The following is a 24,466-nucleotide window of genomic DNA, read 5'->3' as shown; positions in this document are numbered from 1 at the left end:
TAATTATTGTGTATTTGCAAATGCCTGGGCAATTTTATGAAATGACTCGGCATTAAGTGATGCACCACCCACCAGTGCCCCATTGATATCAGGACAGGCTGCCAACTCTACTGCATTTTCAGGTTTAACACTACCACCATACAGAATTGCAGTGGTTTCACCATAACCAGTAATCTGTTTTAGACCTTGACGGATCTGAGCATGCATCGCTTGTGCATCTTCCGGAGAAGCAGTTTTACCAGTACCAATCGCCCAGATCGGTTCATAGGCAATTACAATATTTTTCCATTGCTCTGCTTCAACTACAGCCGCGATATCACAGATTTGCTGCAATACCACAGCTTCCGCCTGACCGGCTTCACGCTGTTCCAGACTTTCACCTACACAATAAATCACAGTCAAACCTGCATTTAAAGCATTTTTGATTTTGGTATTGAGAATCTCTCGTGACTCACTAAAGATTTCACGACGTTCAGAATGTCCTACCAGAACATAACCAATACCCCTGTCTGCCAGCAATTCTGCACTCACTTCACCCGTATAGGCGCCCATGCCTGCAATACGAGATACATCCTGAGCAACGGTATAAACCGGACGAACGGCAGAATCCAATTCAGCCTGAACCTGAGTCAGTGCAATTGCTACAGGTGCTACGCCTAAATGACACTTTTCTGCTGAAATCGGTGTAGATTCAAGTAAATCTTTCACCCCACGAAGCAATGTCTGCGCATCTGTCTGCAGCGGGTTCATTTTCCAGTTACCCACTACCCATGGGGTAATCGTCGACAACGACATAAACAACCTATTCTGAATACCTATCTTTAATTGGGCACATTCTACACGGAATTAGAAAATTTGAAGAAGAGTTTTCTTGCGGCATTTTCAGTGCCAGGTCTGTTCAAACTGCTCATTTTTTGTTATCACTTAAGATTATGGGGATCACTTCTTAGGATTCATTCAGTATTTTGAATATTAATGCGAAGAAGGCAGCATTTTACGCTATGGTAATTTTACGCAAGCAACGTATAATTTTGATAAAGCAATTAAAACAATTTTGATTCACGGGCATATTAGAGCATGACAGCAATTCAGGGATCTCCAAGATTTACGGGGTTTATTCGTCGACTTGTCGATGAAGGGGTTATATCTGCAGAAGATATGCAGGGTGCTTTGAGCAGTGCCAAAAAAGATAAAATTGATATTGTTCCCTATCTGATTGAACATCACCGCCTCTCGCCAACCAAAATCGCAGAAACGATTTCTCTTGAATTCGGTGAACCGCTATTTGACATCAGTGCTTATGATCCTGCCCTGATCGTACGCGAAGATTTTGATGAAAAGATTATTACCAAACACCGCGTACTGCCGATCTTTAAAAATAGCAATATTCTGTTTATCGCGACCAGTAACCCGACCAATATAGAGGCAATTGATGCCGTTCGTTTTGCGACCAAACTCAACATTGAAACCATCATTGTTGAACATAATAAACTCGAAAAACTGATCGAGCAGAATTTTACTGAAGAAAGCACCTTTGACTTTGATGATGATTTTGATCTAGATGTTGATATCGATAGCTCTGACCCGAATAAAGATGATGAGAATGACAATAAAGGTGATGAAGCACCAATTGTTAAATATATTAATAAGTTACTGATTGATGCAATCCGTATGGGTGCATCTGATTTACACTTTGAACCTTATGAAAAAATGTACCGTGTGCGTTACCGTGTCGACGGGGTCTTGCGTCAAATCGCCACGCCACCTTTACAGCTTGCAACACGTCTGGCTTCACGTCTTAAAGTTATGTCACAAATGGATATTTCCGAGAAGCGTGTGCCTCAAGATGGCCGGATCAAGTTAAAACTCTCTAAAAATAAGGCTATCGATTTCCGTGTCAACTCACTCCCAACCCTGTTTGGGGAAAAACTGGTACTGCGTATTCTGGATCCATCGAGTGCCATGCTGGGAATTGATGCTTTGGGGTATGAGCCTGATCAAAAAGCCTTATTTATGGAGGCACTAGATAAGCCTCAAGGTATGCTCTTGATCACCGGTCCGACAGGCTCTGGTAAAACTGTATCTCTCTATACCGGTTTAAATATCCTAAATCGTGAAGACACGAATATTTCAACTGCTGAAGATCCAGTCGAAATTAACCTGCAAGGGATCAACCAGGTTAACGTCAATAATAAAGTCGGCCTAACCTTCTCTGCTGCATTGAAATCATTCCTGCGCCAGGATCCTGATATTGTCATGGTCGGTGAGATCCGTGACCTGGAAACTGCAGAGATTGCAATCAAGGCAGCACAAACAGGTCATATGGTGATGTCAACACTACATACCAACAGTGCACCAGAAACCTTGACCCGTTTACGTAATATGGGCGTGCCATCATTTAACATTGCCACCTCGGTGAATTTGGTGATTGCTCAGCGTTTGGCGCGTCGCCTTTGTCCACATTGCAAAAAACCGGCAGATATTCCACGTCAGAGCCTGCTTGAAATGGGCTTTAGCGATAATGATTTACAGAATCCGGAATTTAATATTTTTGAACCTGTCGGATGTAATGAATGTCGTGAAGGATATAAAGGTCGAGTCGGTATTTATGAAGTCATGAAAGTGACACCAGAGATTTCACGTATTATTATGGAAGATGGCAATGCAATTGAGATTGCCGAAGCTTCCGCACGCGCAGGTTTTAACAATTTACGCCGATCAGGGTTATTAAAGGTAATGCAGGGGGTGACTTCTCTTCAGGAAGTCAATCGTGTTACCAGCGAATGATCAGGTGCTGCTATAAAATAAGGATAAACTCATGGCTTCAGTGAAAAAAGGTCAAATGATGCCGACCTTCACCTATGAAGGGGTAGACCGTAAAGGTATAAAGATTAAAGGGGAAATACCTGCACGTAACCTCGCCTTGGCCAAGGTCACGTTGCGTAAGCAGGGTATCAGTATCAAGAGTATTCGAGAAAAAAAGAAGAATATTCTTGAAGGCCTGATGAAGAAAAAAGTGACCACACTGGATATCACCATTTTTACCCGTCAGCTTGCTACCATGATGAAAGCCGGTGTACCACTCGTACAAGGCTTTGAAATTGTGGCGGAAGGCCTTGAAAATCCTTCAATGCGCGTGGTTGTACTCGGGATTAAAGGTGAGGTTGAAGGCGGAAATACCTTTGCAGGTGCACTGCGCAAGTATCCTCAATACTTTGATAAGCTATTCTGTTCGCTGGTTGAATCCGGTGAACAATCCGGTGCTTTAGAGACCATGCTGGATCGTGTTGCGATTTATAAAGAAAAAAGTGAACTGTTAAAGCAGAAAATTAAAAAAGCCATGAAATACCCAGCAACAGTGGTTGTTGTTGCAATTATTGTTACGATTATTTTGATGGTTAAAGTCGTTCCAGTTTTCCAGGATCTCTTCTCGTCATTTGGTGCAGACTTGCCAGCATTTACAAAAATGGTAGTCAATATGTCTGAATGGATGCAGAAATACTGGTTCCTGCTGATCATTGGGATTGGTGTAGTCATTACTGCTTTCCTGGAAGCAAAAAAACGCAGTAAAAAATTCCGTGATTTCTTGGATAAGGCTGCACTAAAAGCACCTATCTTCGGTGATCTGGTTTATAAAGCGATTATTGCTCGTTATAGTCGTACTCTGGCAACGACTTTTGCTGCTGGTGTTCCATTAATTGATGCACTGGAATCAACTGCAGGCGCTACAAATAATGTAGTTTATGAAGATGCGGTAATGAAAATTCGTGAGGATGTTGCTACTGGCCAACAACTGCAATTCGCCATGCGTGTTACCAATAAGTTTCCTTCTATGGCCGTGCAAATGGTCTCGATTGGTGAAGAATCTGGTGCACTAGATGCCATGCTGGATAAAGTTGCGACCCATTATGAAAATGAAGTCGACAATGCCGTTGATGGTTTGACCTCCATGATGGAGCCATTGATTATGGCCGTTCTTGGTGTGCTTGTAGGTGGTCTTGTTATTGCAATGTACCTGCCAATTTTCCAGATGGGTTCAGTGGTTTAATGCAAGATCTTATTTTATATTTCACTCAAAACCCGACTGCGCTCTATATTGCAGTCGGGCTTTTTAGTCTCTGTATCGGTAGTTTCCTGAATGTCGTAATTTACCGCACCCCTAAAATGATGGAACAGGAATGGCGTAACGACTGCCAGCTGTTTTTACACCCTGATCAACCGATCATTGATGAAAGCAAGCTCACATTAAGCAAACCTGCGTCGACCTGTCCAAAATGTCATACACCAATTCGCTGGTATCAAAATATCCCCGTGATCAGCTGGCTGGCTCTTCGCGGCAAATGTGCGAATTGTCAAAATCCAATTAGTGCCCGTTATCCATTCATTGAAATTCTAACAGCAGTTTGTGCATTGACCGTTTTGGCTGTATTTGGTCCTACAGTACAAATGTTGTTCGGTCTGGTGCTGACTTATATTCTCATTGCACTAACCTTTATTGACTTTGATACCCAGCTGCTTCCAGATCGCTATACCCTTCCACTTGCAGCTTTAGGCTTAGGGGTGAATAGCTATGCAATTTACACCTCACCAACTTCAGCCATCTGGGGTTATATCATTGGCTTTCTGTGTTTATGGGTCGTGTACTACCTGTTCAAAATAGTAACTGGTAAAGAAGGCATGGGCTATGGTGATTTTAAATTGCTGGCTGCACTAGGTGCCTGGATGGGACCGTTAATGTTGCCACTAGTTGTATTATTGTCATCACTCGTCGGTGCAATCATTGGCATTATCCTGCTAAAAGTGCGTAAGGAAAATCAGCCTTTTGCTTTTGGTCCCTATATTGCCATTGCCGGCTGGATCGCTTTCCTGTGGGGCGAGCAGATTATGAAAGTCTATTTAGGTCAATAATTTGAAATTTATACTAGGTCTGACAGGTGGTATTGGCAGCGGCAAATCTGCTGCCAGTCAATGGTTTGAACAACATGGTATTGTGGTCGTGGATGCTGATGTTGTGGCACGCGAGATTGTCGAAGTCGGTCAGCCAGCACTGCTACAAATTCAGCAAGCTTTTGGTGACTGGGTATTACAGAAAGATGGAACCTTAAACCGTCGTGCTTTACGCGAACATATTTTCCAATCCAATGATGCCCGTAGAATCTTAGAAAGCATTACTCATCCCGCAATTCGCCAATCAATTATTCAGCAATTACAGGATGCACAAAGTCCTTATGTGATTCTGGTGTCTCCCCTGCTGTTTGAAACCAATCAGCATGAACTTACCGACCATACCTTATTGATTGATGCTTCGATTGAGTTGCAGATCCAGCGTGCTGCACAGCGTGATGGTCAAAATATTGAACAGATTCACCGTATTATTGCTGCTCAGATGCCTCGTGAACAAAAACAGCAACTGGCGGATGATATCGTATTAAATGATGGCCATCTGGAGCACTTATATGCGCATCTACAGCCTCTCCATGAACAATATTTACAAAGAGCTCTGAATTAATAAAAAAAAGCAGTCATCAAGACTGCTTTTTTTGTTCTTCAAGTTTGATGGCCAAACTATCCTGATGTTGCAGCCAGCGCCATGGCTGCAAGGCACCGATTGCCATCCCGATCAGACCACAGACCATCGCCAGACTCAGCGTTTCATTCAACAAGGGCACTGCCAGAATAGCCGCAATAAAAGGTGCCAGATTGGTAATACTGCCTGCTTTAAATGCGCCAAGCCGCTTAATCGCTTCCACATAGGTTAGGGTTGCAATGATGACTACAAACACCCCGTGGAAAAGTGTTTGAAACAATAAATGTTGTGGCTCAGGTACAGTTAAATTTTTAGGTAAGAACAGTAAATAAATCGGCACATACACCACAGCCGACCAAATTGCCACGCCACACATGGCTTGCCAGGCAGACAGTTGATATTTACGTAACAAGACCGTAAATATCCCCCATAAAATCGCACTGATGAAAAACAGGACATCCCCTGCCCCAAAGGCCACACCTGTTTCCTGATACATCAGTACGCTCATCAGACACAGCACCGCGATCATAATGCTCAGACTGATCCAGGTATGTTTATCAAAAGCCTGATTCATCAGAAAATAAGCCATCACTGCGGTACACAACGGTATGCAGCCATTCAAGAAAATGGCGGCATGGGCAGTCGGCGCGTAATGGAATGCGCTATAAGCAAACAGGCAATACACCACTCCACCGATCATAGCCAGGATAAAAGATTCTTTTTTCAGTAAAAAAGAAGCCTCTTTACGATAGATTAAAATCGGCATGAGAATCAGAAAAGCCAGAGAGAAGCGTAGTGCGACAATATCCCAGGCACTGATCTGCCAGATTGCATTCAGGCGAGCGGTTAAAGTAAAACCGCCCCAGATACACATGGTCGTTAAGAGGAAAAAATAACCTTGTGCACGTGTGGATAATCTCATCAGGGATTAAGCATTACGCTGACGGCAAGCTTCATATAAAGCCATACCTGTTGCCACACTGACATTTAAACTTTGCAAGTTGCCCGCCATCGGAATATAGACCGTTTGATCACATTGACTTTGCGTAATTGGACGCAGACCAGTATCTTCCGCCCCCATTACCACACAGACACCAGTACCAGTAAAATCAAATTGCTGAATCGGTAATGCTTTCTCATCCAGCATAGTCCCCACAACGCGGACATTAAAGTCGTCTTTGATCTGACCCAAAGTACGTGCCAGATTGGTCACCTGAATAAATTTAACTTTCTCGGCACCACCGGCTGCGACTTTACGCGCTGTCGGTGTCAAACTTGCAGAACGGTCACGTGGCACGATTACAGCCACAACACCCATGGCTGCTGCCGTACGGATACAGGCACCGAGATTATGCGGATCGGTGACTTGGTCAAGCGCTAATAAAAGTGCTTGCGAATCTTGTTTTAAAAGCTCTTCTAAATCTTTTTCATTTAAAGTTGGATGCGGACGCACTGCTGCTACCACCCCCTGATGGAACGGCAAACCTGCCAGTTTTTCCAGTTTGTCGCGACTAGCCTGTTGCACACTAATCCCAAATGGCTCAGCAAGCTCTAATACACGCTTTAAGCGTTGATCATCACGACCTTTCAGAGTAAACAGCGTCAGGACGCGTTCAGGCTCAAGCTCCAGTAATGACTCAACTGAATGTACGCCATAAAAATACTCAGGTTTAGCCATGAACGACCTCTAAATTAATTTGGGAAATATGCTGCAAAAGAAAAATCCTGCAAAGCCAGCTTCACAGGATTTCTGTATAAATTAAGTTTAACCGATTCGGCAGAAAATTTCCTGATCAGCTTCAGTCCGGTTAGGGAGATGAAATAATAAAATCAGCCTTCAAAATGACAAACGTAATCTAATACATCATCAGTTTCGATTTTAAAACGGCTATTGCCTGGCACGTAGAAAGACTGGCCAGCACGGAACAGTTCGCTTTCTTCGCTATCTGCAATCTGCACACGGCACTCACCGGAAATGATTTCCATACGCTCAGGCACATGTGTTTCAAATGTAAGTGGGGTTTCAGTCGGTAGAATGACTCCCAGGGTTTTTTTCGTACCATCTTCAAACTGAACCACATGGCTGATGCACAGACCGCCAAAATATACATTTGATTTCTTAAGTACTGAAACATGGTCAAACTGAGCTGACATCCGTTTATCTCCAGAGCACGGGTTTTATAATATTGGAATGGCTGTAGTTTAAATGCGCACTCCTAACTAATCAATCGAAGTTTGCCTGGCTCAGCTTAAAATTTTCTGTATATATTTTGTACATATACTCAATAAGCAAATATATAAAATAAAGTGATTTAAAGGAGGATGAACAATTCTGCAATGCAAAATCAAATTTAGTAGGATTCGCTGAACTATAGGGAGTAATCAATTTTGTGGGAAGATTGACCTGCTTTAGTCGTGCATACTGACAATACTACAAAATCTGCTTGTATCATTGACCATAATATAAGATAGAATCAAAGGGTTTCATCCTGATTTATAATGACATACATGATCTGATGCATATCAGATCCTACTTGATTTCAATCAAACTTTTCGCAGCTTGGATGCGTGTATGCTGACACATTTAACTCTGATCAACTTTGCCTTAGCTGACCACCTGGCCCTTGATATTCATCAAGGTTTTAACGTGCTCACCGGCGAGACCGGCGCTGGTAAGTCTTTGTTGCTGGATGCCCTCTCGGCCTGTCTGGGTGAACGCACCGACACCAACTATGTGCGCTATGGTTCAGAAAAAGCCGATGTGACAGCAACCTTCAGTTATCAGGATAATAGTCCCGAAGCGCTTTGGCTAAAAGAACATGAACTGGATGATGAGTCGGGTGAAATCCATCTACGTCGGGTGATTTTTGCTACAGGTCGTAGCAAGGCGTGGATTAATGGCCGTCCTAGCAGTCTGTCTGAACTGAAAGAAATTGGCCGTTTGCTGGTACAACTGTATAGCCAGCACAGCCAGCAACAGCTATTGGAGCCACCTTACCCGAAACACTGGTTAGACCGTTATTATAATTTTTATGAGCCCGCCCAGGCAGTTCGTGATGCATACAGTACCTGGCATAAAAATATCCGCCAGCATCAGGCAGCGCTTGATGCTCAAGCCACCCGCAAACAGCGCATGGAAACACTGGAACTGCAGCTCGAAGAACTTGAAGATGTAGTACAGATTGATTATCAGGAAATTGAACAGGAATTTGATCGTCTCTCTCATCATGAAGCGATCATGCAGGACTGTGTCTATAGTCTGAATGGCTTAGATGAAGCGGAACAGAATATTAATCAGGAGCTTTCTTCTATCCTGCGTCGTGTAGAGTCCCATGCTGGTCGCAGTGAGCAGCTTTCTGAAATCTACACCTCTTTGCTCAATGCGCAGAGTGAAATTGAAGATGCTACAGCCAACCTGCGTCATTTTATGGATCGTCAAAGTTTTGATCCTGAACGTATGGAAGAGCTGAATTCACAACTTGAAGTGTTTCACCGTCTGGCACGTAAATACCGTACCCAACCCGAATTATTAAAGGAAGAGTATGAAACCTGGCAGGCTGAACTAGCGCAATTGCATCAACTCGAAGATCCAGAAACATTGGCAGAACAAGTCGAATTGTCTTATCAGGAGTTTCTGGCCAAAGCACAGCATCTGGATGAGATTCGTCGTGAAGCAGCTGGCCCATTGGCGAAACAACTGACAGAACAGGTCAAACAGCTTGCCCTGCCAGAAGCTTATTTTGAATTTAAATTTGAACCACTTGATGAACCGAGTAGTGAAGGCTTGAGCTTTATTCAGCTGTTATTTACTGCCAATAAAGGTATTCCGGCACAGCCGTTGGCACGTGTGGCATCCGGTGGTGAACTGTCCCGTATTGCACTGGTAATGCAAGTGATGAATGCTGAAAAAACTGAAGCTGAAGTTCTGGTCTTTGATGAGATTGATGTTGGCATTAGTGGGGGTACGGCGGAAATTGTGGGACGTCTGTTGGCCGATCTGGCGCAGCATGTACAAATTCTGTGTATCACCCATCAGGCACAGGTTGCAGCACAGTCTGATCAACATCTGCTGGTGAAAAAGCAGCAAACCGATCCGGCTAGCAGCACAATTCTTGATCTAGAAGAAGATGAACGTATTCAAGAGCTTGCACGAATGACAGGCGGCGTGGAAATTAATGAAACAACACTGCAACACGCGCGTCAATTACGTCAGTTAAAGTTTCAGCATGTTTAAAAATATTACAATGCTCACAAAAAACTGTTGGTGAATTAACAAAGCTCTAGTAAGTTAAAGGTGAAGATCACACGATTTCTTTGCCAAGAAATTGATTTTAAGGAGAAGCTTTTCGGTGAACAAACAATATTTGACACACCGTTGTCTGATTGCTCCACCAGAAATGCGTGACGATTTTTTTGCCAACACGGTCATTTATCTCGCACGACATGACGAAGATGGAGCGCAAGGCATCATTATCAATCGACCTGCAGGCATTCAGATCAAAGAATTATTGAATGATCTTGAAATCGAAGCAGATAATGTCAATCCTCATGAAGTGTTGCAAGGTGGCCCATTGCGACCTGAAGCTGGTTTTGTGTTGCACACTGGTCAGCCTACCTGGCATTCTTCAATTGCCGTTGGCGAAAATGTCTGTATCACCACATCCAAGGACATTCTAGATGCCATCGCCCACAACCAAGGTGTCGGACGTTACCAGATTGCACTTGGCTATGCCAGCTGGGGTAAAGGCCAGTTGGAAAAAGAAATTGCTAAAGGTGAGTGGCTGATCTGTGAATCGGATATGGATTTAATTTTTAATTTACCTTATGACGACCGTTGGGATGCTGCCTATAAAAAGATGGGCGTAGATCGAAACTGGTTGTCTTCTGAGATTGGACATGCCTGATGTAAACGCGCCACAGATGATTATGGCGTTTGACTTTGGTACACAAAAAATGGGCATGGCGGTTGGACAATCCCTGATTGAAAGTGCCAACCCTCTTGCTTTATTTCCCATGAAAGATGGAATTCCCAATTGGGATACATTACTGAAAATCGTCAAGCAATATCAACCGACTTTATTTTTAGTCGGTCTACCGCTGAATATGGATGATACAGAATCTGAACTTTCTGCGCGTGCACGTAAATTTGCCCGCCGTTTACGTCATCAAACCAATATTGAAACCTTGATGGTCGATGAACGTCTCACTACACGTGAAGCGCGGGATGAATTAGAGAGTTATCAGACTCAAGGCCGAGCTAAAAAGTTAGCGGCTGACAGTATTGCAGCAGCGCTATTTATTGAAAGCTGGTATCGACATCCGGTCGGAGTGAATCCTTAAAATAAAAAGCATCCAGATGGATGCTTTTTTAAATGGATAGGTGAAACAATAAATCTTAAATAAATACGCATGTAATCTTGCTCCTTATATATTTCTAATTTTCGGGATAAAAATAGCGAAAGGTCAGATTGATCCTTGGTGTAATGACTTTCGTGGTCTTGGTAATTTGATGTTTCCAGAACTGCTGGGTTTGCCCACGCATCACAATCAGCTGCCCACTTTGAAGCAGCAACTCTACCAGATCCCCAGTATAGTTATGTTTAAAACGCATTTTGCGGGTAGTACCAAAACTTAAAGAAGCAATGACAGTTTCATGCCGTTTTGACATCAAGCTGGCTTCATTATCATTATGCCAGCCCATGCCTTGCTGACCATGTTCATACAGGTTGGCCAGACAGGAATTAAAGGGATGACCTACCTGCTGTTCAATATGCTGTTTCAATCTCAATAGTGCTGGCTGCCAGATATGGGCTTTCTTCAAGCTGCCCGAATAATGGTATTGGTAATTTGCATCACCATACCAGGCAATTTTACGGGCAGTGACATGGTGCTTGCCAAAAAGGAAAACCTCATCCTGCTCCCAAGCCAGATGCTGCAAAAAATAGTCGAGATATTTCTGACTTTGCCCTCCATTCAAAATCAGACCATGGTCTTCTACTACCCCGTCACAGGGCAAAAGATTGGTTTGAGGCTGGGGTGAAAACAAATCCAGTGTCATGTCAGTTTCATTCTCTTTAGAGCTTTTATCCTGTCATTTTCGCTTTCTGCACACAACTAAAATTGCACAAATCAATACAAATCAGCTTCTTGTGAATGATCATTCAGGGGCATAAACTTGTTTTAACTTTCACAATAAAAATAATACTGCATGGATCTTTGGCAACTCTTTCACAAGCTGCGTCCCTTTGTCCGTCCTTACCGGCTGCTGGTGATTGCGACCCTGATATTGACCCTGATCGGTTCATTTACCGCTCAGGTCAACGCGATCACTTTGCAATATGCAGTCGACAGTATCAATAAGCTGCTTGAAGCAGGTGAAGGACTGAATGAGGGCTGGCATATCCTGATTACCATTTCAGCGATCTTGCTGGTGAAAGAAGTGATTAATGCTTTTGTGCAGTTTGGACAAAAATTCTATGGGGAAAAGTTGCGAATTTTTGTATCTCAGGATCTGGCACAAGGCATTATTGAAAAGTTTCTGACCTATCGATTGGCTTTTTTTAATCAGGACAATAACCAGGCCGGTAAATTGCAAACCCGTATTGACCGTGGCATTGGCTCACTGACGCGTCTGGTGCAGATCTTCTTCATTGATATTCTGCCGCTATTTACCAGCGCGATTGTAGCTTTAGGCCTGATGTACTATGCCAATATTTATGTGGGGATGGTAGCCACGGCGATTGTACCAATTTACTTCTGGCTGACCTACAAACAGGCACAAAAACTGGGCGGCTGGCGCCGTAGTTTAAGAGATGGTCGCGAGAAAAAGAGTCAGGGCATTCTCAGTATTATTAACTCGATAACCGTAATTAAATCCTTTAACCGTGAGTCGATTGAGTCCGAAAAGCAGCTCGGCCTACAGCGTGAATTGACCGATAATCAGATGAAAACCCGTCAAACCAGTTTTCTGTTTGATGGTCTGAAAACCTTTATTGAGCAGATTGGCATCGTCCTTATCATTATTCTGACCGCTTATTTTGTGCTTGCTGGTCAGATGAGTATTGGCATGATCATGTACCACGTGTTGTTGTTTAATAATGTCTCGGCGCCAATCCGTTCGTTGCACCGGATTTATGATGAAGTCAATGATGCCATGATCTATTCCGAGAGCTTCTTTAATATTCTGGAAGCAGATCATGAAATTGAATCCAGTGGACAGCAGAAACCACCTGTTCAGGGCAAATTTCAGCTGAGCCATGTCGAATTCTATTATCCGAATGGACACCATGCACTGAAAGATATCAATATGGAAATCCGCCCTAACAAGATCACTGCACTGGTCGGTTTATCGGGTGCGGGTAAATCCACTTTGATTAGTTTACTGGATAAATTTTATGAACCACAGCAAGGCAAGATCACCTTGGATGGTATTGATCTTCAGGATTATGACACCCAATATTTACGTGATCATATTGGCTTGGTTCTACAGAAAAATCATATTTTCCAGGGCACGATTTTTGACAATATCCGTTATGGCAAGACCAGTGCCAGTATGCAAGATGTCATTGAAGCTGCGCAGAAAGCTTCGATTCATGAACAGATCTTACAGTTGCCCAATGGTTATGATTCCGATGCCTTGCAGCTTTCTGGTGGACAGCAGCAGCGCATTGCCTTGGCACGCATGTTCCTGAAAAATCCGCCAATTATTTTTCTGGATGAACCGACTGCCAGCCTGGATGCCATTGCTGCTGAACAGATCAAGCAGAGTCTGGATCAGATCAAGCAAGGTCGTACCGTGATTATTATCTCGCATAGCCTGTCACAGATTATTGATGCGGATTATACCTACGTGATGAAAGAAGGCGCGATTGCTGAACATGGCGAGCATGATCAGCTTTATCATCAGGACGGCGTGTATAAGCAAATCTTTGACGCGATGGCAAAGAGCCTCAATATTGAAAAGATTGCCAAGACCTTTGAGGAGGATTCAGAAGAGGAAACACATAGTTAAAAAGCTGAAAAAGTTCTATTCCCTCAAACATAGATCTAAAGAAAAAGCGGCCTAATAGACCGCTATTCAGCAAACCAGTTCACTTTGCCTAAAAGCGTAAAATCCACTCACCTCGAACATAACGATAGTTATAATCTGGCCCATAGAAAGAAGCACTGCGGTTATATCCGGCATTCAGGCGTAAAAACTGCTCACTACGTACAGGACTTTGTAAGTTCAATTCAAATAATCGTGTGTTCTGACTAGCATCATCATTAATTTTTTCACGGCCTAGCCCGGCAGTAATACCGGTGGTCCATCCGGAAATACGTTTACGCCAGCCAATAGCAAACATGCTTTCTTGATAATCTTTCGGATTGAAGTACTCGCCCCCTACATCCGTCTCACTACTGCGATAAGTGCGATATCGGGCTTGCAATGTCAGGCCTAGGTCAAGTGAAGGCTGATAGATAAGCCTAACTCGTCCATGATCACGGCGGTTATCATCTGAAAAGAGCTGTGAACCCGCTACTCCTACTACGGTAACATGATCTCCCAGACCTTGATCCAGTGCAGCACCCACAAAAGTAAAATGTGTTCCATGTTCTAAAGCAGCTTGGGTTTCAACCCAATCTCGGTTAGCAAAAACTTCAATAGCTGTCTTTTCTGCAAGAAGCGTACGATAACTACCATCGAAAGTTAATAAAGTATGATCACCTTGCTCGAATAGCCCCGCTTCTAAGACCCAGCCATTAGCGGTAGCAGATTCAATATCACGTCCAATAAATGAGATCTTCTGACCATCTTGTTTCCAGTCATCAGCTCTATATTGATAAGCACTGCCACGTACCCCTAAATAATGATCAGCATCTTCATATTGAGGCAAAAATTCTGCTGATAATTTACGAGTCTGGAAACCTTCGCTATCGTCACTGAAAAAGAATTCAGTTCCAGCCGCATGCTCTTTTCCAATTTTATCTTCTTGTAATACATCTGCATAATTACTGGTACTCGTCATACTAATGATTAAAGCAACACCATACAGACAGATTTTATAACTTCTCATTTTATTTTGTCCCCCAGGTTTTTCTTGTTCTGAAAACTTCATCCAGATATCCTAAAATACTGGCGGGTTGTAGCAGAAAACTATAGGTCAGCACATACAGTAAGAAACCAACAAAATTTTTTCTTACTTTGAGATCTAAATCTTTGAACATGCTCCGCTCAATCTTGTAATTAAGTAGACCAAGTAGGAATGCCAGTGGCAATAGTGCAAGAGTCATAATCCCAACGATCCAATAGTGTCCAAAGCATGCCAAGATGAGCCCCGGGATAAAGCCAAAAGTAAAAGCAATATCTAACCAGGGAAAAAATAAATTCCAATGAATAAAAAATGTAGACAATCTTGGTTTAATTAAAATAGCGGGATGTTTGATAAAGGCTTCGATCATACCACGTGCCCAACGCTGACGTTGTTTGACAAAGACTTTAAGAGTCATGGGTGCATTGGTAAATAAACAGGCGTCCTCACAATGCCCAACACGATAGCCTGCTTTCAATAAAGCCCAGGTCAGCACAATATCCTCACCTACACATTCAGGCCATCCTCCCACCTCAATTAATGCATCACGGTCATAAATAGAAAAAGCACCTTGAGCAACCAAAGTTCCTTGATATAAAGATTGCAAACGTTTAGTAGCAGCGATGCCCAGAAAATAATCCCATTCCTGTACCTTGGTAAGCATATTCTCACGAGAATTACGCACCAGAATCTTGCCGGCCACAGCACGTGTATTAGGGGGATCTAACTTGTAGCGCTCAACAATATTAATTAATGCCACTTTATGTAAGTAAGAGTCAGCATCAACAGTAATGATAAGATCATGTTCGGCAATTTTTAAACCTTGATTTAATGCATTTGCTTTACCTGCATTTTTCTTTAAATCCAGCAAGGCTAGCCAAGGATATTTGGCTTCAGCCTGTCGAACAATATCTGCTGTATTATCTTGGGAGCCATCATTGATAACAATTACTTGTAATGGTCCTGGATATTTTTGCAGAGCAATACTGACCAGTGTATCTTTAATTGAGGCAGCTTCATTATAGGCAGCAACCAGCATTGTAATCCCAGGATAAACGGGTAAAGGTTCTCGCTTCGGTCTTCGATCCATCAGCAGACTAAAAGCTGCAAATGAATTCATAAAACCAGGAATAATAGCTATACCATATACGAAAAAAATAGCCGCAAATTGACCAATGTAGTTACTCAGATCATCTATCCAATCTTGAGCGATCCATATTGAAAATCCTGCCCAGAAGCAGGCACCAATAAATGCTACAACGAACTTAAGCTGTACAGTAAAGTAAAGCCCAGACCCTGCTTTTTTATTTTCATCTATGATCATAGATTTTTTCTTCAATGCGTGAATTTGCTTAATAGGATGCCTAAACCATCCTAAATAGAATTAATTATGTGATCAGAAGAAATGCGGATATTTTCTTATATAAATATCTGTTGCATTAAATATGCCTGCGTGAATTCAAGAACTACTTCACACTTTCAAGGGAGATTGGATCACATTTCGCACAATTGTACGCTTTTTTGTATTATTTTTTTATTAAAAAATATATTTTTTGTAACTTTTACATTAGTTTATTCTTAAAAAATTATTAACATTTAAATGATTCACTATCTTAAACAAATAATTAGGATTTCATTTTTATTAATTTATAATAAAAATTTACTATAAATTGACTTCTCTTTATAGCTTTATTTATCTGGAAAATTAACGCTGCATCGAACCGTATTAGAGAGAAATCCCCCAGTCCTAAAGTACTACAATAATGAAAGTAGGGTGGCAATCTATTCAAAAGAGCTTGCTAGATTTTAGTTATATTCTACTAGCCAGGCATTCATTTCCGCTAGCTGCTGTTCATTGAGCTGCCCTACTGAGGCCTGCAACTGCAGCACATGAATTAGGTAATCATACTTAGCATTCAGATAATCAGTTTTGGCAGAAAAAGCATTACGCTGTGCCAGCAGCACATCCACCATAGCTTTCAGCCCTTCCTGATATTGTGCTCGGGATGCTTGGGAAACAGTTTCTGCTGATTCCATTGCCGCCTTGCGGGCATTCAGCTTGGCTTCATCTGTTTCCACCTGTAGATAAGACTGCTTCACATCGGTATTGGCTCTACGCATCGCAGCATCCAGCTGGGCATCGCTACGCTGCACCAGCACCCCTGCTTTTTGGATATTCTTACTGGTACGGCCACCGCTAAACAGATTCCAGTTGACCTCTACTCCGACCTGATCAAAGTCTCCATTCGAAGATAAAACGGTTTCTGGCGACTGTTTCAGATAACCATAAGTTGCCACTGCTTCAACTTGCGGATAACGTGCTGCTTCTTCAACACGTTTGGCATCTTCGGAATAACGCTTTTGCAGACGAGCCTGTAGAATTTCCAGGTTCTGGCTTTGTGCCAGTTCGGTCCAGGACTGGATATTGGCTGGTAATGGTTTCTGGAACTGGAAATCATTGCGTAGGACCGCCAGATTATCCTGATAAGGACCAATTAACTGCGCCAGTTGCTCCTGTGCCAACACCAACTGTACTTGTGTGGCGATTCGGTTAGCCTGGGCACTCTGATATTGGGCATTGGCTTCGCTGACATCACTGCGTGCAACCAGACCTTCTTTGAGTTTGGCATTCATCATGCGCAACTGTTCAGCCAGCGCCTGCTCTTCCTGTAAATAGGCACTGGTCAGGGATTGCTGACGCAGTACATTAAAATAAGCTTCCGCTACCTGCAAAATATGCTGCTGCTTCTGCAGACGCAAATTGACTTCACTCAGTTCTACTGAGGTTTTGACCTGCTTGTAGCCTTGCCAGGCATCCCAGCGAAACAAAGGTTGACGCGCAGTCACAGCAATCTGTCGGGTGGTTGTACTTGAACCCTGTAATTCCCCAAATTCCGCAGGCAAGCCTTGTGTTCCAGAATTATCAGTCGACTGGTTTTTTCGGGTCACATTTCCCGACAGGCTTACAGTTGGAAGTAAATTACCGCTGGCAATTCCAAGATTCAGCTGGTCGGCTTCATATTGCAGCACATTGGCCTGCCAGTTTGGATCATTCTGTTTGGCACGCTCATAAGCCTCAACCAAGTCCAGTGCCCATACGGCAGAACTTGAACACAATAGGCTGGCACTAAGGATGAATTTTATCTTCATTTATAATGTGAATCCCTAACTGCTGCATCGTCATACATAACAAAATATAGCCAAATGCTTGAATCTTAAAGTGATACAAATATTACTTGTCTATTCCTAAACTTACGTATGATTTTTATTAATTTTTTAATTCAAATAAGTGAATTTATCCTATATTGATTCACATTTTTGAATCGATGACAACAGCTTAACAAACAGCTTCACAATACTAAACAGTCTGTTGGCACAAGATGTATACAATAGGCGCATTCCCCGCTGTTATTCATTATTTGTATCAGAGCATAGAGTTATAGTGTCTACACGTTTTTCCTCAATTTTAGTTGCCAGCTGCCTTGCCCTGTTGCTGTTGCTGATGCTTGCCTGTCAGCAGCCCAAACAGCCGCAGGTCGAAATTGAGCCTGCTGAAACCAGTGTCAAGAAAAATACTGCAACTCAAGATTTTAGCCTGATGTGCCAGAATATTGAAAAACAGATGGCTGAAATTGATGACCAGCGCACGACTTTTGCGCTTGAGCAGATCAATCAGAATCTTAAAGTGTGTCTGCCACTGTTAGAGCATAAACAGCAAAAAAACCTGATGCGTCATGCCAATGCCATGTATAGCCGTTTCCTGAAAGTTGAAAGAACACCAGCCCAGCAACGTGCATTTGAACAATATGCGCTGGAAATGGCTCAACATCCGACTATTCAGCAAAGTCATTTTGTTGAACTGACTGCCCGTGACCAGTACCTGCTTAAACATAAGGGACAAGCATATGTCGAAGTGGTGGAGCAAGGAGAACAGCAACTGACTTATCGTCGTAGTCCTGAATATTTGGCTCGTATCTTTGCACCTTATCTCCCGGCAGCAGAACGTGCTTTTATTGAAACCTTGTCTCAGCAGAATCTTGAACCGGTATTCACGCAACAACGCTTAATGATTGAACCTGCTGAAATTGCTGCGCGTATTCTGGACTGGGAGGATTATCTCAAACGTTTTCCGCAAAGCCCTTACCAGAAAGATGCCGAATATCTGCTACAGCAATATAATTACTTCCTGTTTCATGGCATGAATAGTGCGCCAATTTCCCAGGATTATCGGGATCGTTATGCCGTTGATCACAGCCATCTGGAAACCATTATCGGCCTGTCTAAAGGAAATGAAGGCGGTATCACTTCCAAGGCACAACGCTTTGTAGAGTTTCTGGATATGAATGAAGAGCAGCGCAAACAGGTGCTTGACAGCGAATATCAGAACCGTTCAGCCTGGGAACAGATTGCCCATTATTCCGGAATTCAGATGCCAGCCCAAGACTATAAAAAAGACTGTTTCAGGGACGCCATCTGTTTATAACAGCCTTTTTTCCCTGAAATCTTTACTGCATATTTCTGCTAGAAAGTAGCGCATCACGTCTACTTTTTATTCCCTAACTATTATATGATCGCCTGAGCTTGACGGAGCGCGAGTAATCACTCGCTGAGATCACCAAAATAGCCTTTTAAAGTGCAATTTGATGGTGAGTACCGTTGAACCTGATCAGGTTAAGACCTGCGTAGGAATCAAGCCTCTAAAAACTTAAAGCCCTCTTTCTATCTATAAGATAGATCCGCCTGCGTTTTTGGTCGTGCTTGATTCGTTGATGTCATTCTAAGGATCATTGCCATGAACCAATTAACGAATCTCTCCACTCCCGCAACCGATGCTCATCATGAGCAGGAAGCTCGAGATCTCACCCGTATTTTACCAGCTTCCCGCAAAATCTATATTCAAGGTTCACGCCCTGATATTCAGGTGCCAATGCGTGAAATCTCACTGACAGATACCCCGACTGGCCTGGGCGGTGAAAAAAATCTACCTTTAATGGTGTATGACACGTCTGGTGCTTATACCGATCCTGCAATCACGATTGACCTGAACAAAGGTCTGCCGCATGTACGCGAAAGCTGGATTGAACAGCGTGGTGATAGCGAAGTACTAGAAGACTTAAGTTCCGAATTTGGTCGCCAGCGCCTACGCGATATCCGTACTGCCAATATCCGCTTTGCGCATATTCAAAAACCCCGTCGTGCCAAACGCGGTCACAATGTCAGCCAGATGCACTATGCCAAGCAAGGCATTATTACACCGGAAATGGAATACATTGCCATTCGTGAAAACCTGCGCCAGCGTGAAGGGGTCGACATGCGCCAGCATGCCGGACAGAACTTTGGTGCGAAAAACCTGACCGAAATCACGCCAGAATTCGTACGTCAGGAAGTGGCAGCGGGTCGTGCCATTATTCCAGCCAATATCAACCACCCTGAATGCGAACCGATGATCATCGGGCGTAATTTCCTGGTCAAGATTAATGCCAACATCGGTAACTCGGCACTGGGTTCATCCATTGAAGAAGAAGTTTCAAAAATGACCTGGGCAACCCGCTGGGGTGCTGACACGATTATGGATTTGTCTACAGGTCAAAATATTCATGAAACCCGCGAATGGATTATCCGTAACTCCCCTGTGCCAATCGGTACTGTGCCAATTTATCAAGCGCTGGAAAAAGTGAATGGTGTAGCCGAAGACCTGACCTGGGAAATCTTTAAAGATACCTTAATTGAGCAGGCCGAACAGGGCGTGGATTACTTCACCATACATGCTGGCGTGTTATTACGTTATGTCCCACTGACTGCGAACCGTCTGACCGGGATTGTATCACGCGGTGGTTCAATCATGGCGCAATGGTGTCTGGCCCATCATCAGGAAAACTTCCTGTATACCCATTTCGATGAGATCTGCGAAATCATGAAAGCCTATGACGTCTCGTTCAGTCTGGGAGATGGCCTGCGTCCGGGTTGTATTCAGGATGCCAATGATGAAGCACAATTCTCTGAGTTACGTACTTTAGGTGAACTGACCCATCGTGCCTGGGAGCATGATGTACAGGTGATGATTGAAGGTCCAGGCCATGTGCCAATGCATATGATCAAGGAAAATATGGATCTGCAACTGGAAGTCTGCAAAGAAGCGCCTTTCTATACATTGGGACCACTGACCACCGATATCGCTCCGGGATACGACCATATTACTTCTGCCATTGGTGCCGCGATGATCGGCTGGTATGGCACCGCGATGCTGTGTTATGTGACGCCAAAAGAACATTTGGGTCTGCCAAACAAAAAGGATGTCAAAGACGGTATCATCACCTACAAGATTGCCGCACATGCAGCGGATCTGGCCAAAGGCCATCCGGGTGCACAGGCACGTGACAATGCCCTGTCCAAAGCCCGTTTTGAGTTCCGTTGGGAAGATCAGTTTAACCTGAGTCTGGACCCGGATACGGCGCGCAGCATGCATGATGAGACCATGCCGAAAGAGGCACACAAGTCAGCGCATTTCTGTTCCATGTGCGGTCCAAAATTCTGTTCGATGAAGATCACCCAGAATGTGCGGGATTATGCGAATAATCATAAAAATGCACAGCAGGCAGCAGAGCTCGATCCAGAGGTTGAAGCAGGTCTTAACAGCATGAAAACCAGCTTCATTGAAAGTGGTCGAAATTTATATCATAAAGTCTAATTCCCACTGAAAATCAGTTGTTTTTGCTAAAAACTCAGATAGGATGAAATAAATGTTTTCATCCTTTTCTGATTTATGAAGATTATTCAGCAAGCGTCCTATAACTATAATGATGTCGACCTGCAACAGCGCGAATATCTGTATCAAGGATTCGTGAAAGTCGAAAAAGTGCAGCTGAGTCATCGTCTTTTTGAGAGCAATGAATATATTCCTCCGATTCAGCGTGAACTGATTGCGCGGCGCCCTGCAGCTGGGGTGCTGATTTATAATGACCAACAACAAAAATTTGCCCTGATCGAGCAGTTCCGTATTGGTGCACTGGATGATACCGACTCCCCATGGCAGCTGGAAATTATCGCCGGGGTTTTAGATGGTGATGAATCTCCAGAGCATTGCATCCGTCGTGAAGCACTGGAAGAATCTGGCTGTGAAATCCAGGAGCTGCAACATCTGTATAGTTTCTATCCTTCAGCGGGTGCCTGCTCTGAACTGTTCCACCTTTATGTGGCTCAGGCGGAACTGCCTGAACATGGCGGTGTACATGGCATGCCGGATGAAGGGGAAAATATCCAGCTGCATATTTTTGATTATGCCCACCTTCCAGAATTATTCCGTTATAACCGCCTCAAAAATGCGCCCGTCATTATGGCATTACAGTGGTTACAGCAACATATCTCAACAGCCTATCCAAAGGAGTAGATCAGATGACACAGACCTCTACTCCTGCATCTGAAAAAGTCTGGACGCTCATCCAGATTTCAGACACGCATCTGATGGACCAGCCTGAGCTTGAATTTGCCCGCATGAATCCGGAGCAGAGCTTTTTAGAGGTCGTACACGACATTCAGCAGCGTTTTCCGCATATTGATGCGGTGGTACATACCGGAGATCTGGCCCAGGTTGCAGCAGAATCTACCTATCAACGTTACTTACAATTTATGCGGGCGTGGAATGTGCCGCATTATCAGATTCCAGGTAATCATGATGATTATCTCGCTATTTTCCCTTTTTATAAAAATAGCGATGAAGCGCATGCGATTAGCTTTGGTTGCTGGACTTTAATTCTGCTCAACAGTGCTGTAAAAGGTCGGGTCGATGGCTGGGTAGAACAAAAACAGCTGGATCAGCTGGAACAGTTATTGCTTGAGCATAGCAAGCAGTATGTGATCGTGGCCTGTCATCATCATCCTTTTGCGATGCAATCACACTGGATTGACCAACATCGGCTGAAAAATTCAGAAGCATTGAAAGATGTGATTGCACGACATACCAATGTCAAAATGGTGCTATTTGGACATGTGCATCAGGATTCTGAAAATGAATGGCAGGGCGTACGCTATCTGTCTACCCCTTCAACCAGTGTACAGTTCAAACCCTTGAGCGAAAATTTTGCCTTAGACCAGGCACAGCCCGGCTATCGCGTATTACAATTAAAAGACAATGGTGAGTACCAGACTTACATTCAAAGGGTAGTTTTAAAGCAAGCTAAAATTAATACTGAAATTTCAGGTTATTAACTTTTCAATTTGTTTTTTTTGCTTTACTTTATTGCTCTTAAAGGAAACGTGATATCTACAATCCCGCCATCAAAGACTATCAAAACGCATAAAAAGTCTATATGATGACGACCCCCATAGGAGGATAATCTTTCTTCAGGGTGGATAAAAATTTGCATATCACCATATTTTTTGCGTAGTTACCTATGCATATGATGAGGAATGCCCTAAATGGCGAATGACAACCAAAATCAAGTCTTAGATGAACAAACTGATGTGGTAGATGAAAAAGCTACAAAACGTGTGCGCAAATCTAAGCCAAAAACGACTGAAGGTGGTTCTACTGCTAGCTTATTTGGTATCGAACCTTATCAACCGAAAAAAAATGAAGAATACATGTCTGAGGGTCAGCTCGAACATTTCCGCCAGATTCTGCTGGCCTGGAAATCTGAGTTGATGACTGAAGTTGACCGTACGCTGAATACCATGCAAGACGAAAATACGGCACTTCCAGATGTAAACGACCGTGCAACACAAGAAGAAGAATTTGCGATTGAACTACGTACCCGTGATCGTGAACGTAAACTGATCCGCAAAATCGAACAGTCTATTGAAGCAATCAAAAATGATGACTACGGTTTCTGTGAAACCTGTGGTATCGAAATCGGTCTGCGTCGTTTAGAAGCTCGTCCAACTGCGACTTTATGTATTGACTGTAAGACTCTTGCTGAAATCAAAGAGAAGCAAAATAACGGTTAAGCATGTTATTCAATAATCCTCCCCTAACCCCTCCTTTAAAAAAGGAGGGGGACAACAGGATGGCTTATGTGGGTCGGTTCGCGCCATCGCCAACCGGCCCTTTACATTTTGGTTCCCTCATTACCGCAGTCGCCAGCTACTGCGATGCCCGTGCCCATCAGGGTCAATGGCTGGTTCGTATTGAAGATACCGACATTCCCCGCATTTATCCTGGCAGTGAAGATCATATTCTTCGTGCCATGGATGCCTTTGGTTTCGATCCTGATGCCGAAATCATTTTTCAAAAAGACCGCCTAGACATTTATGATGCTGTGATTGAACAGCTACGTCAGCAGGGTCTGGTCTATGCCTGTCAATGTACGCGCAAGATGCTCGGTTCCAATCATATCTATCAGGATACCTGCCGTGATTTAGGCTTAGCTTTCGAACATCAGGCCATTCGCTTAAAAGTTGAAGATGTCGAAATCTGTTTTGATGATCCGTTGCAAGGTCATCATTGCTCTAATCTTAAGCATGATCTGGGAGATTTTGTCCTGAAGCGCCGTGATAGCATCATTAACTATCAGCTGGCAGTCGTGGTGGATGATTACCTGCAAGGCATAACTCATGTGGTACGTGGCGCGGACCTGCTGGATAATACCGAACGTCAGATTTATATAGGGCAAATGCTCGGCTACCCTCGTCTGCAGTATATGCACCTGCCACTCGCAATGAATAATCAGGGTCAGAAACTCTCTAAACAGAATCTGGCGCAGGCGCTCGATCTGACTCAAGCACCTGAGTTATTGAAAAAGGCCATCCGGGCTTTACACCAAGCTGAAGTTGAACTGGATACTCCGGAAAAAATGCTGAAACAAGCGGTGGCACAATGGAATATCGAACGGATTCCACACACAACTGAGCTACAAGGCTACTATTTATAAAG

22 protein-coding genes and 1 riboswitch are annotated in these 24,466 nt (G+C 43.4%); of the genes, 14 read left to right on the top strand and 8 right to left on the bottom strand.

Annotation, left to right across the window (positions count from 1 at the left end; all coding sequences use genetic code 11):
• Nucleotides 1–3: 3 nt before the first annotated feature.
• Nucleotides 4–795 (bottom strand): triose-phosphate isomerase, encoded by a 792-nt coding sequence (tpiA, locus tag FSC11_RS01225; RefSeq protein WP_163164692.1) that lies wholly within the window; start codon nucleotides 793–795, stop codon nucleotides 4–6.
• 282 nt (nucleotides 796–1,077) lie between these two features.
• On the opposite strand from tpiA, the gene pilB reads away from it, so the two are divergent.
• The 4 genes from pilB to coaE are packed head-to-tail and all read left to right on the top strand — an operon-like array spanning nucleotide 1,078 to nucleotide 5,509.
• Nucleotides 1,078–2,787, top strand: a complete 1,710-nt coding sequence (gene pilB / locus FSC11_RS01220) for a type IV-A pilus assembly ATPase PilB (protein WP_163164690.1) — start codon at nucleotides 1,078–1,080, stop codon at nucleotides 2,785–2,787.
• A 31-nt stretch (nucleotides 2,788–2,818) separates the two neighbouring features.
• Nucleotides 2,819–4,048 carry a type II secretion system F family protein gene (locus tag FSC11_RS01215; RefSeq protein WP_163164688.1) on the top strand — a complete coding sequence of 410 codons (1,230 nt, stop codon included), beginning with the start codon at nucleotides 2,819–2,821 and terminating at the stop codon, nucleotides 4,046–4,048.
• A complete protein-coding gene (locus FSC11_RS16375; protein ID WP_108619239.1) occupies nucleotides 4,048–4,908 on the top strand; it encodes a prepilin peptidase in 861 nt (286 codons plus the stop codon). Before FSC11_RS01215 ends, FSC11_RS16375 begins: the two co-directional genes overlap by 1 nt.
• A gap of 1 nt (nucleotide 4,909) precedes the next feature.
• The gene (coaE, locus tag FSC11_RS01205; protein WP_163164686.1) at nucleotides 4,910–5,509 is read left to right on the top strand and encodes a dephospho-CoA kinase; all 600 of its coding nucleotides are present in this window, start codon (nucleotides 4,910–4,912) and stop codon (nucleotides 5,507–5,509) included.
• Nucleotides 5,510–5,525: 16 nt separating this feature from the next.
• Here coaE and FSC11_RS01200 read toward each other — a convergent pair whose 3' ends face one another.
• The 3 genes from FSC11_RS01200 to ppnP form a co-directional block, all read right to left on the bottom strand.
• Nucleotides 5,526–6,449, bottom strand: a complete 924-nt coding sequence (locus FSC11_RS01200) for a DMT family transporter (protein ID WP_034424053.1) — start codon at nucleotides 6,447–6,449, stop codon at nucleotides 5,526–5,528.
• 6 nt (nucleotides 6,450–6,455) lie between these two features.
• Entirely contained in the window at nucleotides 6,456–7,205 is a 750-nt protein-coding gene (gene rlmB, locus FSC11_RS01195; protein ID WP_004810085.1) for a 23S rRNA (guanosine(2251)-2'-O)-methyltransferase RlmB, read from the bottom strand.
• Nucleotides 7,206–7,357: 152 nt separating this feature from the next.
• Nucleotides 7,358–7,681, bottom strand: coding sequence for a pyrimidine/purine nucleoside phosphorylase (gene ppnP / locus FSC11_RS01190; RefSeq protein ID WP_004810087.1), 324 nt, complete (start codon nucleotides 7,679–7,681; stop codon nucleotides 7,358–7,360).
• A 418-nt stretch (nucleotides 7,682–8,099) separates the two neighbouring features.
• Between ppnP and recN the strand changes: the two genes are divergently transcribed.
• The 3 genes from recN to ruvX all read left to right on the top strand — a co-directional run bounded on the left by recN (nucleotide 8,100) and on the right by ruvX (nucleotide 10,867).
• Complete coding sequence (recN, locus tag FSC11_RS01185; RefSeq protein ID WP_163164684.1) at nucleotides 8,100–9,761, top strand: DNA repair protein RecN; 1,662 nt, start codon at nucleotides 8,100–8,102, stop codon at nucleotides 9,759–9,761.
• 115 nt (nucleotides 9,762–9,876) lie between these two features.
• Nucleotides 9,877–10,431, top strand: coding sequence for a YqgE/AlgH family protein (locus FSC11_RS01180; protein ID WP_004810091.1), 555 nt, complete (start codon nucleotides 9,877–9,879; stop codon nucleotides 10,429–10,431).
• The gene (gene ruvX, locus FSC11_RS01175; RefSeq protein ID WP_004810094.1) at nucleotides 10,424–10,867 is read left to right on the top strand and encodes a Holliday junction resolvase RuvX; all 444 of its coding nucleotides are present in this window, start codon (nucleotides 10,424–10,426) and stop codon (nucleotides 10,865–10,867) included. Before FSC11_RS01180 ends, ruvX begins: the two co-directional genes overlap by 8 nt.
• A gap of 94 nt (nucleotides 10,868–10,961) precedes the next feature.
• Here the strand turns inward: ruvX and FSC11_RS01170 are convergent, their stop codons facing one another.
• Complete coding sequence (locus tag FSC11_RS01170; RefSeq protein WP_163164682.1) at nucleotides 10,962–11,585, bottom strand: alpha-ketoglutarate-dependent dioxygenase AlkB family protein; 624 nt, start codon at nucleotides 11,583–11,585, stop codon at nucleotides 10,962–10,964.
• Between the two features lie 150 nt (nucleotides 11,586–11,735).
• Here FSC11_RS01170 and FSC11_RS01165 point away from each other — a divergent pair, with 150 nt between their 5' ends.
• Nucleotides 11,736–13,538 (top strand): ABC transporter ATP-binding protein, encoded by a 1,803-nt coding sequence (locus tag FSC11_RS01165; protein ID WP_163164680.1) that lies wholly within the window; start codon nucleotides 11,736–11,738, stop codon nucleotides 13,536–13,538.
• A gap of 88 nt (nucleotides 13,539–13,626) precedes the next feature.
• Here FSC11_RS01165 and FSC11_RS01160 read toward each other — a convergent pair whose 3' ends face one another.
• The 3 genes from FSC11_RS01160 to abuO form a co-directional block, all read right to left on the bottom strand.
• Entirely contained in the window at nucleotides 13,627–14,583 is a 957-nt protein-coding gene (locus FSC11_RS01160) for a hypothetical protein (RefSeq protein WP_227590995.1), read from the bottom strand.
• 1 nt (nucleotide 14,584) lies between these two features.
• Nucleotides 14,585–15,922, bottom strand: coding sequence for a glycosyltransferase family 2 protein (locus tag FSC11_RS01155; RefSeq protein WP_071319773.1), 1,338 nt, complete (start codon nucleotides 15,920–15,922; stop codon nucleotides 14,585–14,587).
• A gap of 482 nt (nucleotides 15,923–16,404) precedes the next feature.
• Nucleotides 16,405–17,748 carry a multidrug efflux outer membrane protein AbuO gene (gene abuO / locus FSC11_RS01150; protein WP_163164676.1) on the bottom strand — a complete coding sequence of 448 codons (1,344 nt, stop codon included), beginning with the start codon at nucleotides 17,746–17,748 and terminating at the stop codon, nucleotides 16,405–16,407.
• Between the two features lie 292 nt (nucleotides 17,749–18,040).
• Between abuO and FSC11_RS01145 the strand changes: the two genes are divergently transcribed.
• The 6 genes from FSC11_RS01145 (at nucleotide 18,041) to gluQRS (ending at nucleotide 24,464) form a co-directional block, all read left to right on the top strand.
• Nucleotides 18,041–19,081 (top strand): hypothetical protein, encoded by a 1,041-nt coding sequence (locus FSC11_RS01145; protein WP_163164674.1) that lies wholly within the window; start codon nucleotides 18,041–18,043, stop codon nucleotides 19,079–19,081.
• 92 nt (nucleotides 19,082–19,173) lie between these two features.
• Nucleotides 19,174–19,304, top strand: a riboswitch (TPP riboswitch).
• An 86-nt stretch (nucleotides 19,305–19,390) separates the two neighbouring features.
• Nucleotides 19,391–21,286 carry a phosphomethylpyrimidine synthase ThiC gene (thiC, locus tag FSC11_RS01140; RefSeq protein WP_163164672.1) on the top strand — a complete coding sequence of 632 codons (1,896 nt, stop codon included), beginning with the start codon at nucleotides 19,391–19,393 and terminating at the stop codon, nucleotides 21,284–21,286.
• 75 nt (nucleotides 21,287–21,361) lie between these two features.
• Nucleotides 21,362–21,985: an NUDIX domain-containing protein gene (locus tag FSC11_RS01135; protein ID WP_163164670.1), complete on the top strand. Its 624-nt coding sequence runs from the start codon at nucleotides 21,362–21,364 to the stop codon at nucleotides 21,983–21,985.
• Between the two features lie 5 nt (nucleotides 21,986–21,990).
• Complete coding sequence (cpdA, locus tag FSC11_RS01130; protein ID WP_163164667.1) at nucleotides 21,991–22,803, top strand: 3',5'-cyclic-AMP phosphodiesterase; 813 nt, start codon at nucleotides 21,991–21,993, stop codon at nucleotides 22,801–22,803.
• 210 nt (nucleotides 22,804–23,013) lie between these two features.
• On the top strand, nucleotides 23,014–23,541 hold the full coding sequence (dksA, locus tag FSC11_RS01125; protein ID WP_163164665.1) for an RNA polymerase-binding protein DksA: 528 nt from the start codon (nucleotides 23,014–23,016) through the stop codon (nucleotides 23,539–23,541).
• A 2-nt stretch (nucleotides 23,542–23,543) separates the two neighbouring features.
• Nucleotides 23,544–24,464, top strand: a complete 921-nt coding sequence (gene gluQRS, locus FSC11_RS01120) for a tRNA glutamyl-Q(34) synthetase GluQRS (RefSeq protein ID WP_227590994.1) — start codon at nucleotides 23,544–23,546, stop codon at nucleotides 24,462–24,464.
• Nucleotides 24,465–24,466 lie beyond the last annotated feature (2 nt).

Origin of the sequence: Acinetobacter schindleri, from assembly GCF_010918895.1 — a bacterium.
Lineage (GTDB): Bacteria > Pseudomonadota > Gammaproteobacteria > Pseudomonadales > Moraxellaceae > Acinetobacter > Acinetobacter schindleri.
Note: the sequence above shows the minus strand (reverse complement) of the source record. Positions and strands in the feature narration are given on the sequence as shown.

Coding starts and splice junctions, on each gene's coding strand:
- tpiA (WP_163164692.1), bottom strand. CDS start 795: ATGTCGTTGTCGACGATTACCCCATGGGTAGTGGGTAACTGGAAAATG.
- pilB (WP_163164690.1), top strand. CDS start 1,078: ATGACAGCAATTCAGGGATCTCCAAGATTTACGGGGTTTATTCGTCGA.
- FSC11_RS01215 (WP_163164688.1), top strand. CDS start 2,819: ATGGCTTCAGTGAAAAAAGGTCAAATGATGCCGACCTTCACCTATGAA.
- FSC11_RS16375 (WP_108619239.1), top strand. CDS start 4,048: ATGCAAGATCTTATTTTATATTTCACTCAAAACCCGACTGCGCTCTAT.
- FSC11_RS01200 (WP_034424053.1), bottom strand. CDS start 6,449: ATGAGATTATCCACACGTGCACAAGGTTATTTTTTCCTCTTAACGACC.
- rlmB (WP_004810085.1), bottom strand. CDS start 7,205: ATGGCTAAACCTGAGTATTTTTATGGCGTACATTCAGTTGAGTCATTA.
- ppnP (WP_004810087.1), bottom strand. CDS start 7,681: ATGTCAGCTCAGTTTGACCATGTTTCAGTACTTAAGAAATCAAATGTA.
- recN (WP_163164684.1), top strand. CDS start 8,100: ATGCTGACACATTTAACTCTGATCAACTTTGCCTTAGCTGACCACCTG.
- ruvX (WP_004810094.1), top strand. CDS start 10,424: ATGCCTGATGTAAACGCGCCACAGATGATTATGGCGTTTGACTTTGGT.
- FSC11_RS01170 (WP_163164682.1), bottom strand. CDS start 11,585: ATGACACTGGATTTGTTTTCACCCCAGCCTCAAACCAATCTTTTGCCC.
- FSC11_RS01165 (WP_163164680.1), top strand. CDS start 11,736: ATGGATCTTTGGCAACTCTTTCACAAGCTGCGTCCCTTTGTCCGTCCT.
- FSC11_RS01160 (WP_227590995.1), bottom strand. CDS start 14,583: ATGAGAAGTTATAAAATCTGTCTGTATGGTGTTGCTTTAATCATTAGT.
- FSC11_RS01155 (WP_071319773.1), bottom strand. CDS start 15,922: ATGATCATAGATGAAAATAAAAAAGCAGGGTCTGGGCTTTACTTTACT.
- abuO (WP_163164676.1), bottom strand. CDS start 17,748: ATGAAGATAAAATTCATCCTTAGTGCCAGCCTATTGTGTTCAAGTTCT.
- thiC (WP_163164672.1), top strand. CDS start 19,391: ATGAACCAATTAACGAATCTCTCCACTCCCGCAACCGATGCTCATCAT.
- FSC11_RS01135 (WP_163164670.1), top strand. CDS start 21,362: ATGAAGATTATTCAGCAAGCGTCCTATAACTATAATGATGTCGACCTG.
- cpdA (WP_163164667.1), top strand. CDS start 21,991: ATGACACAGACCTCTACTCCTGCATCTGAAAAAGTCTGGACGCTCATC.
- dksA (WP_163164665.1), top strand. CDS start 23,014: ATGGCGAATGACAACCAAAATCAAGTCTTAGATGAACAAACTGATGTG.
- gluQRS (WP_227590994.1), top strand. CDS start 23,544: ATGTTATTCAATAATCCTCCCCTAACCCCTCCTTTAAAAAAGGAGGGG.